Below are 13,979 nucleotides of genomic sequence, written 5' to 3'. Positions count from 1 at the left end.
CGGAAGAAGCATTGACCCCAGACTGGCTGACCTACATCGAGCAGGAAGCTAAGTCATCATAAACAATAAAATGTCCCGACATCCCATTCTGTTCATAATCCCATTTGCCATGCTTTGGCTCGCGGCCTGCGAAGAAGTTGAGCAATTTCCGCTCGATCCGTACAGCCCTGCGGCACCCGATTATGCCGCATTGGCGCTGCCCGTGGTGACGATAAGCGGAGATATTACCGGCAACATGACCTGGGATGCGGCGCATGTCTGGGAAATAGATGGGGTGGTTACTGTGCGGATGGGTGCAACGCTGACCATCGAATCAGGTACTCACATCAAATCGACCATCCAAACCCCCGGTGAACCCAAAGGCGTGCTGGTGGTTGCTCGTGACGGCCGCATCCATGCGATTGGCACTGGCGACGCACCCATTGTGATGACCAGTCGTTACCTGCTGGATGGTGACCCCTATACCGTAGGTTCGTCGGGGGATTTTGGAGGCCTGGTAATCCTTGGAAATGCACCCATCAACGACCCCGGAGGCGAACGGGCCGTAGAAGGGTTGCCCGATGAGCCGGCTTTCCGCTATGGCGGCCGCGATGAGAACGACGACCGAGGTGTCATCCGGTATGTGCGAATTGAATATGCCGGTTTTGATAAATCCCTCGACAATGAAGTGAATGCGCTGACCTTGGGCGGTGTGGGTAGGAGTACCACTGTCGACCACATCCAGGTATCCTATGCGCTGGATGACGGGTTCGAGTTTTTCGGAGGAACGGTCAATGCTTCGCACTTAGTGGCCCTTGCTTCGCGGGATGACCAGTTCGATTTTGACAGCGGCTACCGCGGCACCATCCGCTATGCCCTGGCCGTGGCCGACTGTAATAGCGGGCATTCGATGAACAGCGTGACCGGTCTTCCAGACGCCCACGGTATCGAGTTGGATAACCATGCAGATCGCTATGATGCCGAGCCAAGGACTCACCCCGTGCTGATGCACTTCACCGTTATCGGCACGGAGATGCTGGGTACCATGGATCCCGGTTTGGGCCACGGCATTGCGCTGCGGAACGGTGCCGCACTGAAACTGGAGAACTCCATCATTACTGGATACCCGAAAGGTATGGTATTCGATGAAAATACGGATGCGGATGGTTCCACACTGACGGACGTAGTTGTGCACGGACTCAGGGATGCCATTACTTGGCAGGTAGGTGAATACTGGGGCAGACGAAGCACGTTCAGCGTGGCAGCAAAGGCTTCCAGACTCGGGATGGGGCAACCCTGGTACAATGCTCCCAATTCACCGGTTACATTGGCCTTTGATGGCACAGACGCTATTGGGGCATTGCCGGAAAGGCATAGCGATTGGATGATTGGTTGGACGAATTTCATTTTCTGATTAGCCATGAAGGCTACCCTTTGTGGAGGAGGCTTCGGGCCAAATGAAGCCATTTGCTCCGCTTATTGCTTTTTCTGCTTATGCTGAAGCTAATGCTTCCCAACGATAAAAACCAAAAGGGGCTGTCTTCTATGCTGAAAAACAACTTTACCGGTGAGTTTTTCAGCATAGAACCTATATTGGAATGTTTAAATATGCTTCATTAGGTTTTTTCTGCAAAGTTACTATTACACCTGTCTAAATCAGCCCGTCAAATTGTCTTATTATCCCCCTTTCAAGATCATTGTTTCACTATACTTTTGTAATGTTTTTTTATCTCAATTAGTCAATATGGATAGATTAAAAGAAAAAGTAGCCATGGAAAGTAAGACTCATACGAAACATCTCACCTCCATTAATGACCTAGCAAAAGCAGCAGTGTTTTTGGTAAGGCCATTACCGGAACCATTTTAAATTTAACCGCCGGAATAATTGTCAATTAGACCGGATAATACTAACTATTATGGAAAATCAAGATTTCAGCACAACAATTTTGGTTGATCAATCGCCTCAAGAAGTATTCAATGCTGTTAATAATGTTCGGGCTTGGTGGTCGGCAACCACCAAGGGAAACACTGTCAATCTCCATGATGAATTTATGGTTGATTTCGGGTCACATTGGTGGGCACTTAGAATTATTGAAACTGTTCCCGATCAGAAAGTGGGGTGGCAGGTTAGCGGTAGCTACATGCCGTGGAACGAAGACCAGTACGAATGGACTGGCACGACGGTTAACTTTGAAATTTCTCGCAGTGGTACTCAAACAAAGTTACGATTCATACATAGTGGCTTGGTTCCGCAATTTTCGTGCTTCCAGGGCTGTTCCAAGGGGTGGGCCGGTTATATCAATATTAGCTTGAAAAATCTGATAACCACAGGCATCGGAACCCCCGATTTTCCTTATTAACTTTTAGATTTAAAAACAACATGAATCATTATCAAACATTTTACGATCTCCATCATCGGGAGCACCCCTTAGTGATCGCTAATGTCTGGAATGCCAGAAGTGCCCAGATTATAGAGAAAGTAGGATTCGATGCTATAGCTACCTCAAGTGGGGCTATAGCGGATTCGCTGGGTTATAAGGATGGAGAGCATATACCCTTTGCTGAACTGCTTTATATGGTGCAGCGGATAAAGGCCGTAACCAGCATTCCATTATCAATCGATATGGAACGGGGATATAGCGATAACCTCAAGATTTTGAATCAGCACATCCAACAGATAATCGATACAGGTGCAGTGGGCATTAATCTGGAAGACAATCAGGGTGAAGATATCTTCCTTAGAAAATTGCACGCCATAAGGAACTATCTACAGCAGACCAACCAACAATTGTTTATCAATGCCAGGACCGACGTCATTCTCATGAAACGGCCCAATCCTGTGGAAACGATCATAGTTAGGGCCGGGCTCTATAAGGATGCGGGTGCTGATGGTTTATTTGTTACCGGTGTGCAGGATACAGAAACAATCAAAGAAATTGTCTCCGCCATTTCACTGCCCTTAAATGTAGTGGGTGTCTCCAAACTCTCCTCCGTTCCTTTACTCGCCACCTGTGGTGTAAAAAGAATCAGTATGGCTGGGATTTTATATTCAGTTGGTTATAGAAAAGTAGAAGGCTTGGTAACAGGCATCAAGGCCGAAAATTCGTTAGTTGGTCTGTATTAAAAAGTAGACGAAAATAAAATGGGGAAGCTGTTCAAGCAAAAGAAGCCGCTCGTTTCCGTTTACTTCTTTTTTAGTTCTTCCGCTTTTCCGAAGCTGGTGCTTGGTAAACGTGGTCGGGATTAGCTCAAGTTAACGCTTGGCCTTGCTCCAAAACAAAAATGCCCCGCCTATAGGGCGGGGACATTGATTGCTTGGCGGAGAGGGAGGGATTCGAACCCTCGATACGGTTAGCCCGTATACACACTTTCCAGGCGTGCTCATTCGACCACTCTGACACCTCTCCTTGGGTCTCTGGGCCCGCAAAAATAAGGTTTTTTTTAGGATTTCAAACGAAAAATGTTTTTAGTCGTTTTGCAAAAACCATGTTGCCGTCGCCTTGATGCCTTCCTCGTATGGAGTGGGCTTAAAATCAAAGGCTTGTTCAAATTTGGACAAATCGCGAGTGAACGGAACATATGCTACTCAATGGAACCTAATTTTCAATTGGATTTCTTGGCTTTCGTCATTGCCCAGCACCCACGTTGAGCCATCGCGCACCAGTTGGATCGCTTGTTGATCCAAGTCGTCGTTAAGGCCGTTCACGATGCGGATATTGATGGGGTTGCCTTCAGCATCCAACATGAAGGCCAACTTAACAATGCCATTTTGGTCATCATGGCTGCGCGCATGGTCCTTGAGGTATTGATTATAGGCTTCCCAGCCTATCCTTGGTTCGGCTTTCTTCTTTTGCTTGATGGGATCGTAGCCTACTACCACTACTTCACTAAGTGTCTGTTTATCCGACTCCAACCCGATGATGAGGCTATCATTATCGGTTAGGTTGATTTGCCGACTTTTATAACCAATCATCATGGCTTCCATTTGTGCCTTGGCTTCCCTGCCGACGGTAAACTTACCCGTCGAATCGGTCATGATGGTATAGCTGCCATCGCGGAGCCTTATGGTAGCTCCGGCTAACGGTTCATTCGTTTCCCTGTCCACTACAGTTCCGGTAAAGGCTGGCTGTTCCTTGGTTCCCCTTATGGATACACCGGCCACGCGACCTGTTAATGCCTCGGTTAGATTTGGGGAGTCGGGTGTGTTGATGGCTGATAAGTAAGCCACAGCATTTTCTTTCTTTTGGGCCATGTAATCTGCAACCTGTGCTTCGCCCAGCGTGTCATTCACACCGCGAAGCCGGACTTGCTCCATGGGGCGTAAAGCAGCCAACCTCGTAGGTGAAGTATCAGCCATCTTGCGGCTTGCTAAGCGTGTGTCTGCGGATGGGGGAATGGATTCTTCTGATTGTTTTGGTGCTGGTCGTGCTGCCAGTACCTGTGGACTATCGGCAACCTCGCTTTCAGCTGCAACAGGGGCACGGGTGGCTTTTTCAGCTGGCGTATCGGGAGCTGTTTCTTCTTGTTTTTGCAACGGGGCCTGCTGCGCAATACGTTCTTCCATTGGTGTTGGCTGCTCGCGGAACAACCATAATGCACCACCTATGGCTAATAGGAAAACAACCGATGCGGCTGCTCCCCAACGCCACCATAACACCATGTTTGCCTTTTTGCCTCCCTGTTTTACACGCTGTTCGATTCGCTTGTGGATGTCCGATAAATTGGCATCATGCTCTCCTAGTTCGCCATGCTCCATGCCCATGATGATATCCATCAGCAGGGGGTCGTCCTGCGCCTGCCGCTCCATTTCATACATCTCACGTGGGCTCAGCTCCCCGTTGAGGTACTTGCGGATCAATGCGATATCGGGTTTATGCTTCTTCATGGGTTGCCTCCATGCATATTTTCAAGTTCCTTTTCCCATTTTGGATGTAACTTTTTACATCCTTTAAGCTATATCCGGTCATCTCGGCTATTTCCTTGTAGCACTTTTCGTCCATAAAAAACAAATCAATGCTACGTTTTTGCTTTTCAGGGAGCTTTTCCAAACAGTGTTCAAGCGCTGTAAGTTGTTTCTCCTTGTTTTCATGGCTATCCTCCTGATGCGCAGCTATCGGAAATTCCACAAATTCATCAAGAGAAATTTGCTGCATCTTCTTTTCCGAACGTAGTTGCATCAGGCAATGGTTGCGGCTCAATACATAGAGCCAGCTTCCAAATTGCCGGATTTCCTGTTTGTTTACCTTGGTTATCAGTTCCTCAAAGATTTGCATGACGGCATCCTTGCTGCGTTCGCTATCCTGTAAATACCGGAAGCATACGTAATACACCATTTCCGCATGGGTGTGAAACAAATCCCCCAGCACAGCCAAATCCCCCGTTTCGCGATAACGCTTCAACAGCTGTTCATCGTTTGCTGTGTCTGGTTTTTTGGAGTTGCCGAACCGATTCATTGTGATGGGCAAAATAAATTATTTTTCTTGTTTATGGAAATATACTTATTGATGCATCCTTGGCCAAAATTCAATACCATGAAGACTTATTTTTATGTAATCGTGCTGACGCTATCCCTGGTGGGATTTAGGAACAGTACTCCGCGACAGATCAGCGGAACGGTTTATGACAAAGCTAACGGGACACTGTTAGCCGGCGTATCCGTAAAGGTAGAAGGTCACAATGCCCGGGCACAAACCGATGCCAATGGCCATTATTCCATTGCCCTAGCCAAAGGGGATAAATACCTGGTGTTCCAGTTTATTGGGTATGAAACCCAACGGATGGGGATTGGCAAATCCGATAAGCTGGATGTTTGGCTTAATCCATCGGTTCAGGCATTAGAAGAAATAGTTGTAGTAGGCAATGGCACTCAACTGAAAAATGTACTTATCGGCCGCGTCGCAGGTGTGACGACGGGAACAAGGCATCGGATTGCCTATGAAAGTCGCCCTCCGATGTTATATGCGATGGATTCCGAATCCTATAAAGGTATAACGGAAAACCGCTTTTTCAACCCGAAGAGCGAGCCATTATCCACGTTCGCAATCGATGTAGATGCCGCATCTTACAGCAACGTGCGCCGTTTCATCAACAACGGGCAGTTGCCCCCAACAGATGCAGTGCGTATTGAAGAGATGGTAAACTATTTTCAATACAACCTAAAGGGCCCATCCAACGGCGATCCAGTAGCTATCCACACTGAGCTTTCGATAGCCCCATGGAATCCGAAGCACCAATTGCTACGAATCGGATTAAAGGCTAAATCAGTGCCCACCGACCAACTTCCTCCGTCCAATCTCGTGTTTTTGTTGGATGTATCTGGCTCCATGGCCAGCATGAATCGACTACCCTTGGTAAAGGCTTCGATGAAAATGTTGGTCGATCAATTACGGGACAATGACCATGTATCCATCGTTACGTATGCGGGTACATCGGAGTTAAAGCTGGAGCGTACACCTGGCAATCAGAAAACAAAAATCAAGGATGCCATTGACGGATTGGTGGCCAGCGGATCTACCGCCGGGGGAGCTGGCCTGAAGCTGGCCTACCGTACTGCTCGTGAGCATTTCATCAAGGGCGGAAATAACCGGATCATCCTTGCTTCAGACGGGGATTTCAATGTGGGGCCGTCCAGCGATGGCGATATGGAACATCTTATCGCCAAGGAGCGGGAATCTGGGGTGAGCCTATCGGTGCTGGGCTTTGGTATGGGCAACCTCAAGGACAGTAAAATGGAGCTAATGGCTAATAAAGGGCATGGCAACTACGCGTATATCGACAACATCATGGAAGCCCGTAAGGCGATGGTCACGGAGTTTGGCGGCACGCTATTTACCGTGGCTAAAGATGTGAAAATACAGGTAGAATTCAACCCCGCTAAAGTACAGGCTTATCGATTGGTGGGCTACGAAAACCGTCTATTGGAAAAGGAAGATTTCAACAACGACCAGAAACTGGGGGGCGACATGGGCGTGGGCCACACAGTCACGGCACTGTATGAAATCGTCCCGGTAGGGGTGAAGAGCGATTACCCAGGTGATGTAGACCCGCTGAAATACCAACAGACCAAGGGCAATACCGTGGTTTCCAATTCGTCTGAAGTAGCCAATATCAAATTCCGGTATAAAGACCCACATGGCGAAAAAAGCCGCATGCAACAAGTGGCCATTGCGGACAAGCCGCAAGATTTATCGAAAACAAGTGAAGATTTCCGTTTTGCCAGTGCCGTTGCCGAGCTGGGCATGCTTTTGCGCGATTCCGAATATAAGCAGCAATCAGGTTATGATGAGCTCATTGCCCGGGCCAAGGCAGCAAAAGGAGTCGATGGCGAAGGCTACCGGGCTGAATTCATTCGTTTGGCCGAGAGCGCTAAACTACTTTCCAAAAGCAATGATTTGGCGGTAGAAACGCAGTAATGTTATAAATCACCGCGTTCCTTTTATGGACTGGGTGGCATTCCATGCATATGGAATGCCACATCCATGAAGTCAGTTCTGTATACCGTGAGGGAAGGTGTGGGCGATCATACAAAAAAAGCTGCCCAATTGGAGCAGCCTTTTCGCTATGTGTTGCTAAGTTTCTTTACGGATTCTGCCTGTAGGCCACGGGGGCCATTTTTGACGACAAATTCCACTTGGTCGTCTACCAATACCGGTTCGGCAAGGTCATTGATGTGTATGAATACACGCTCCCCTGTTTGCGCGTCTGATATAAAGCCATAACCCTTTGCTTCATTGAAATAAGACACACGGCCTATTCGTGTGCCATCGCCATCTTCTATGGCTTCTAGTTTCGGTGTGCTGATCATAATTTCCTCAGCTGATACCTTTTTCAGTTTCTTCGGATCTGGTGGTACAGTGGAGAGGTTGCCGTTTTCATCCACATAAGCCAGCATCTCATCCAGGCTCTTGCTCTTGGGAGATGTACCTGTTTGCCGTTTTTCCTCCCGGCGCTGCTCTTTTTCCTTCTTCTTCTGAAGGCGCTTTTTAGTGTTTTCTTTTTTACTGAATGTTTCTTGTGATCTTCCCATTTATAAATTTTAAATTAAACATGCGGTTCGCTAGTATACAATTATAGTGCTCGAGGATTTGCAATCTGGGGAGCAAATACGAAAGGCACAGTGCTACTTTTTGCGAATATACGAAAATATAATGAGATAATAAAGTCGTGCTAACGTATAGTTTGATTTAAAATTTCATGCGTTGTATGCGTACGGCGTTCAGAATGGCCAGTAAAGCCACTCCAACATCGGCAAACACAGCCTCCCACATACTGGCCAATCCTCCGGCACCGAGGGCTAGTACAGTGGCTTTGACCACAAAAGCCATCGTGATATTTTGCCAAACTATTTTTTTGGTGGCCTTGCCAATGCGGATGGCCACAGGGATCTTACCGGGGGCATCGTCTTGGATGACCACGTCGGCTGTTTCGATGGTGGCATCACTACCCAGTCCACCCATGGCGATGCCCACATCACTCAGCGCAATCACTGGCGCATCGTTTACCCCATCGCCCACAAAAGCTACACTTACATTCATTGCCTTTATTTCATTGATTTTATTTACTTTATCTTCCGGCAATAAATCACCATATGCATGCGCGATGCCCAATTTTTCAGCGACTGCCCGCACCACGGCTGATTTATCGCCGCTTAGCATCGTTGGTGTTATGCTCAGAGCCTTCAATTGCCGGATGGTTTCTGCCGCATCGGGCTTGATTGCATCGGCAATGGAGAGATAGCCCGCAAAACGACCATCATAAGCTATGGCAATGACCGTATGCACGATGTCTGAAAGGTCGGCGCCATAGGTGACGTCAAATTTGTCCATCAGCTTGAAATTGCCTACAAGCAACTCCTTGCCATCCACGGTGGCCTTGAGGCCGTGCCCCGCTATTTCCTCCACATGGCCCAAGGAGATGCTTCGGTCTACCTGCCCCACATATTCATGGATGGCCGTAGCTACAGGATGGGTGCTATTGCTTTCCAGCGCGTTGACCAACTGAAGCATTTCTTGTTGGTCGAACCCCTCTTCCATCAGCACTTCTTGAACCTTAAAAACTCCCTTGGTGAGGGTGCCGGTTTTGTCCATAACCACTTGCTTCACACCAGCCATGGTGTCCAAAAAATTGCCTCCCTTGAAAAGGATGCCATGACGACTGCCGGCGCCAATGCCTCCAAAATAGCCGAGCGGGATGGAAATAACCAAGGCGCAAGGGCAAGAGATGACTAGGAAAACAAGTGCCCGGTACAGCCAATCGGCAAACACGTAATCGGCAAGGAAGAAATAAGGCATTACCGTGATAAGTAGGGCCAGCAGCACCACAATAGGGGTATAGACCTTCGCAAATTTACGGATGAATAATTCGGTGGGCGCTTTTCGGGTGGTGGCATGCTGTACCAGGTCGATAATTTTACTGAGTTTGCTATCGGTATAAGCGGTGGTGATTTTCACCAGGGCGACCCTATTTAGGTTGATCATGCCTGCCAGTACAGGCTCTCCTTTGGTCTTGGTCTGCGGTTTGCTTTCGCCGGTTAGCGCTGACGTGTTGAAGGAAGCGCCATCAGAAAGCAACTCGCCATCCAATGCCAGCTTATCGCCCGGCCTGAGCTGTATGGTTTGCCCGATGGCTACGGTTTCGGCTTTAGCTGGGCGCGGTACATTGTTTTCAAGAACGGTCACTTCATCCGGGCGCTGGTCCAGCAAGGCCTTGATATTTCCCTTTGCGCGGCGTACTGCCATGCTTTGGAAGTTTTCCCCCACGGTATAAAATAGCATTACGGCCACGCCTTCAGGATATTCGCCAATGAGAAATGCCCCGATGGTGGCTATGGTCATTAGGGTAAATTCAGAAAAAAACTCTCTTTTGGCAAAGGCTTGCAGCATTTCCCATATGACCGGGAGGCCTACGGGTGCATAGGCAGCCGCATACCAACCTATGCGTACCCAGCCCGCGAAAAATGCCGGCCGGGATATCCACCCTTGGTCGAAACTGAGTCCCAGCAGCAATAATACCAAGCTGATGATGGCTGGTAAAAACAACCGGAAGATAGGATATTCTTTAGGTTGGACTTGAGGTATCTGCTTATCGCCAACAGCATCGAGCAAATCAGACGCTCCAGCCTTCTCATATACATGTTCTTCCATGGTGCAGCAGGTCCGCCGGCCTTGTTCGTCATAGGTATGTATATGGTTTGGATCGGTATTCATCATCATATAAAATGCTTCAATAAACAGTAATACCCAAAGGTATGCAAATTATGGAAATAATATCATTCCAATAGCTGGACAATGGTTTGATACCCCATCCATGTCATGAGAAGTACCACGGCTACTCCGGGGACACTCAGCCAAAGCGGTTGTTTATATGCACCTACAATCTTGGAGCGATAGGCAGCGACCAGCATGATACCAAGCGAAAGTGGTAAGATTAGCCCATTGAGCGCTCCTACAACGATTAGCGTTTTGATGGGTCGGCCAACGATCACATATATGATGCAGGAAACTAAGATGAAGCCGATGGTCACTGTGCGATTTAACCGTGCTATCCGTGGGTGGAAGTTCCGGATAAAAGAAACTGACGTATAGGCGGCGCCGACAACGGAGGTAATGGCCGCGGACCACATGACTAAACCAAACAACTTGTATCCAATCTGACCACTGGCGAGCTTGAAAATGGAAGCGGGTGGATTATTGCTATCCAACACATTGCCTGCACTGATGACCCCCAATGCAGTGACGAACAAAAGGACGCGCATCAATGAAGCGATGCCAATGGCACCGATAGCTCCTCTGTTTACTGCTCGAAGGTTTTCTTGGCCCGTTATACGGGCATCCAATAGCCGATGTGCCCCCGCAAAGGTAATGTAACCACCCACCGTGCCCCCTACGATAGTGAGCACCGCTGCAAAACTGAATTGCGTGGGTGCAACTGACCGGACAAGGGCTTCTGCCATAGGAGGTTTGCTTTGATAGGCGACATAAAGCATAAGCATAATCATAAGCAGGCCAAGTCCCTTGGTAAACAAATCCATTGCTTTACCGGCTTCCTTATAAAGAAAGATGCCAATGGCAATGGCGGCACTGATGATGGCTCCGTGTTCCACATCCAATCCCGCCAATACGTTCAGGCCTAGGCCTGCGCCGGCAAGGTTGCCAATATTGAAGGCCATGCCGCCAAGGAAAACCAAAAAAGAAACCAGGTAACCCAAGCCGGGTAATACACGATTGGCAACTTCCTGGGCCGGTTGGTCTGCAACGGTGATAACCCGCCATATATTCAGTTGGGCCACCGCATCTATCAAAATGGAAAGCAGGATAATGAAACCGAAATTTGCCCCCAATTGGGCCGTGAAAACGGCGGTTTGTGTCAGAAAACCAGGGCCGATAGCTGATGTGGCCATCAGGAAGGCTGCACCCAATAAAACACTCCAGTTGTATTTCCCCATCACATGGAAGGGGCTTTGATCATGATGCCTTCCTGAACTAACGCACCATGGATGGCCTGAGCAAATTCCGCGGCGTAGGGCGTGTCACCATGTATGCACATCGTGTCTACCTGATGGAAAATGACTGAGTTGGTGACGCTGATTACTTGTTGATATTTTGTTAACATAATCGATTGTTTTATTGCTTCTTGTACATCGGTAACTAAAGAATCAGTGTGATTTCGGGGGGTCAGTGAACCATCAGCTTGGTAGGTGCGATCCGAAAACCCTTCAGCGGCTACAGCAATACCCTTTCCCTGGGCGGCCTTGATCATTTCGCTGCCCGCAAGTGCGTAAAGTATCAGCTTGGGGTCAAAATCATATAACGCAGTCACCAGCCCCCCAGCCAAGTCGGCATCCCGCGCAGCCATATTGTACAAGGCTCCATGAGGTTTTACATGGTGAAGTTTTCCGCCAGCGGCTTTGACGAAACCATATAAGGCGCCGATTTGGTAGGTGGTCAGTTGGTATACTTCATTGGCAGTAACTCGTATTTCCTGCCTGCCAAAACCATCCAAATCGGGCAATCCCGGATGGGCGCCAATGGCTACACCTTTTGTTAGCGCCGCATGGACGGTAAGTTGCATCCGTTGAGCATCCCCTGCATGGAAACCACAGGCAATATTGGCGGAAGAGACGTAATCAAGCAGTGCCTCGTCCGGTGAGCCGGGTTGGTTTCCCGCAGTCTCACCCATATCGCAATTCAAGTCTATGCAAATCATCTAAAAACGGTTAACATGTCGGTTTTCAGGGCAATAGCCAATCTGTCCAACTGGTTTTCTTGGTGAATATATAGCTTTTCAGCGTCGGTTCGGCTTATTTCTTTGAAATTGACGGCATCACCCGGCTTCAGCTGGGCGCATAATGGGATATCCACAGCGGCTACCTGGGCGATACGCGGATAGCCTCCGGTTGTTTGGCAATCAGCCATTAATAGCACGATACTGCCGTCCCCGGTCACCTGTATCGTGCCCGGTACAACGGCGGTAGATAATAATTCCTGCTTGACAAATCGATGGATAGATGGGCCTTCCAATCGATATCCCATGCGATTACTTTGTATGCTTACCGTATAAGGTGTCGATAGGAAATCCACCACCGATTTGCCGGCAAACCATGTAAACTCATGGGCTGGAATTACGTGTACGGTTTTGCGGTACTTGGGCAAAAAAAGCCAGCGGGCAATACCCCATTTCGAATGTTTGATGGTTGTTCCTTTTAGGCTTTGGAGGATTCTTGCCGATGTTTCGTTCAGTTGACCGCAGGCGTTCAATAGGTCGTCCGGCTCAAGTGCCCTGCCCTTATATCCACCTATCCCAGCGGTGACATAGGTGCTTTTACTGCCCAATACTTCGGCGACATCCCATCCACCAGCAATAGCTAGGTAAGTGCGGCTGCCCAGCGGGTTATTGGCAAGATGGATGTTCGTACCCGATGGGATAAACAACGGTCTATCGGGAGGCAAGGGTAGGGAATTCACCCTTAATGTGGCCCCATCACCTGAATAGGCAAGGAGGATGTCGGTTTCTGCTTGGAACTCGGCTTCACCATAGGTGAATTCAATGACCACATCATGCGCATTATTCCCCACTGCTAAATTGGCGATGCGGGAAGACAAGGTATCCATAGCCCCGGAGATAGGCATACCCTGTGATAGGTAATTCCAGCGGCCTGTATCCTGCATGGTGCTCAATAACCCGGGTTTAATGATACGTATCTGCATCTTTGCTGCCATTGTAGTGTTCAAACCTATCATATTCCATTGCCTTGAAGACCACTTTATCCCCGGCTTTCAGCAATGCGGGCTGGGCACGGTTGGGATTGAAGAGATGAAGTGGTGTCCGACCGATGATTTGCCAGCCACCCGGTGTATCCAACGAGTATATTCCCGTTTGCTTGCCCGCTATACCTACTGAACCGGCAGGTACAACGCTACGGGGAAATGACTTGCGCGGTGTGGCCAATTGTCCCGGCATCCCCCCAAGGTAAGCAAACCCCGGTGTAAAGCCTATTAAGTATACATGGTAAATGGCGGTGCTATGTAAATGGATTACTTCGTTGGCCGTCATCCCATGTAACCGTGCCACTTCATCCAGATCCGGGCCAAATTTACCGCCATAACAAATGGGAATGGTCATTGTTCCATTTTCGGTTATGATCTGATTTTTCTCTTCATCTTCCAGCCTACTCAAATAACTCGAAATCCGCTCAAAGCAATTGATGCCGCGTAGATGAGGTGATTGAATGACTTCTAACGGATCAAAAAATACGCTCAACGTGGCATACGCAGGAACTGTAGTACAGAAACCATCAAATGGTTTCCTGTGCAACAATGTGTTGAACTTACTGATTAGCTGCAATATATCGGCGTTTATTTCATGGCTAAACTCAAGCGTAACTGCATATTCACTTAGCGGATAGATAGTAAAGTCATTAACTGTATATGTTTGCATATTTTGCATGATGGGTTAAAAGATCTGATTGGGTGTATTGTCCATCAATAATAGTGAAAAAATAA

The 13,979-nt window shown here is 48.3% G+C and carries 12 protein-coding genes and 1 tRNA gene; 4 read left to right on the top strand and 9 right to left on the bottom strand.

Features of this window, described 5'->3' with window-relative positions; genetic code table 11:
• The first annotated feature begins 109 nt into the window (after positions 1 to 109).
• The 3 genes from NF543_RS08135 (at position 110) to NF543_RS08125 (ending at position 3,103) form a co-directional block, all read left to right on the top strand.
• On the top strand, positions 110 to 1,393 hold the full coding sequence (locus tag NF543_RS08135; RefSeq protein WP_257667620.1) for a beta-helix domain-containing protein: 1,284 nt from the start codon (positions 110 to 112) through the stop codon (positions 1,391 to 1,393).
• Between the two features lie 502 nt (positions 1,394 to 1,895).
• Positions 1,896 to 2,339, top strand: a complete 444-nt coding sequence (locus NF543_RS08130) for an SRPBCC family protein (protein WP_257667619.1) — start codon at positions 1,896 to 1,898, stop codon at positions 2,337 to 2,339.
• 20 nt (positions 2,340 to 2,359) lie between these two features.
• Complete coding sequence (locus NF543_RS08125; protein ID WP_257667618.1) at positions 2,360 to 3,103, top strand: isocitrate lyase/PEP mutase family protein; 744 nt, start codon at positions 2,360 to 2,362, stop codon at positions 3,101 to 3,103.
• Positions 3,104 to 3,295: 192 nt separating this feature from the next.
• Here NF543_RS08125 and NF543_RS08120 read toward each other — a convergent pair.
• The 3 genes from NF543_RS08120 to NF543_RS08110 form a co-directional block, all read right to left on the bottom strand.
• Positions 3,296 to 3,386: transfer RNA gene (locus tag NF543_RS08120), tRNA-Ser, on the bottom strand.
• A 179-nt stretch (positions 3,387 to 3,565) separates the two neighbouring features.
• Positions 3,566 to 4,864, bottom strand: a complete 1,299-nt coding sequence (locus NF543_RS08115; RefSeq protein ID WP_257667617.1) for a carboxypeptidase-like regulatory domain-containing protein — start codon at positions 4,862 to 4,864, stop codon at positions 3,566 to 3,568.
• Entirely contained in the window at positions 4,851 to 5,432 is a 582-nt protein-coding gene (locus NF543_RS08110; protein ID WP_257667893.1) for an RNA polymerase sigma factor, read from the bottom strand. Before NF543_RS08110 ends, NF543_RS08115 begins: the two co-directional genes overlap by 14 nt.
• 78 nt (positions 5,433 to 5,510) lie before the next feature.
• On the opposite strand from NF543_RS08110, the gene NF543_RS08105 reads away from it, so the two are divergent.
• A complete protein-coding gene (locus NF543_RS08105) occupies positions 5,511 to 7,391 on the top strand; it encodes a vWA domain-containing protein (RefSeq protein WP_257667616.1) in 1,881 nt (626 codons plus the stop codon).
• A 146-nt stretch (positions 7,392 to 7,537) separates the two neighbouring features.
• On the opposite strand, the gene NF543_RS08100 is transcribed toward NF543_RS08105, so the two are convergent.
• The 6 genes from NF543_RS08100 to pxpB form a co-directional block, all read right to left on the bottom strand.
• Positions 7,538 to 8,005: a cold-shock protein gene (locus NF543_RS08100; RefSeq protein ID WP_257667615.1), complete on the bottom strand. Its 468-nt coding sequence runs from the start codon at positions 8,003 to 8,005 to the stop codon at positions 7,538 to 7,540.
• A gap of 157 nt (positions 8,006 to 8,162) precedes the next feature.
• Positions 8,163 to 10,184, bottom strand: a complete 2,022-nt coding sequence (locus NF543_RS08095) for a heavy metal translocating P-type ATPase (protein ID WP_444511709.1) — start codon at positions 10,182 to 10,184, stop codon at positions 8,163 to 8,165.
• A 62-nt stretch (positions 10,185 to 10,246) separates the two neighbouring features.
• Positions 10,247 to 11,422: an NRAMP family divalent metal transporter gene (locus NF543_RS08090; protein WP_257667892.1), complete on the bottom strand. Its 1,176-nt coding sequence runs from the start codon at positions 11,420 to 11,422 to the stop codon at positions 10,247 to 10,249.
• Complete coding sequence (locus NF543_RS08085; protein WP_257667613.1) at positions 11,422 to 12,183, bottom strand: LamB/YcsF family protein; 762 nt, start codon at positions 12,181 to 12,183, stop codon at positions 11,422 to 11,424. The genes NF543_RS08090 and NF543_RS08085 overlap by 1 nt, the downstream gene beginning before the upstream one ends.
• Entirely contained in the window at positions 12,180 to 13,196 is a 1,017-nt protein-coding gene (locus NF543_RS08080) for a 5-oxoprolinase subunit C family protein (protein ID WP_257667612.1), read from the bottom strand. The genes NF543_RS08085 and NF543_RS08080 overlap by 4 nt, the downstream gene beginning before the upstream one ends.
• Positions 13,165 to 13,914: a 5-oxoprolinase subunit PxpB gene (gene pxpB, locus NF543_RS08075; protein WP_257667611.1), complete on the bottom strand. Its 750-nt coding sequence runs from the start codon at positions 13,912 to 13,914 to the stop codon at positions 13,165 to 13,167. Before pxpB ends, NF543_RS08080 begins: the two co-directional genes overlap by 32 nt.
• Positions 13,915 to 13,979 lie beyond the last annotated feature (65 nt).

Origin of the sequence: Parapedobacter tibetensis (assembly GCF_024704835.1) — a bacterium.
GTDB lineage: Bacteria > Bacteroidota > Bacteroidia > Sphingobacteriales > Sphingobacteriaceae > Parapedobacter > Parapedobacter tibetensis.
Note: the sequence above shows the minus strand (reverse complement) of the source record. Positions and strands in the feature narration are given on the sequence as shown.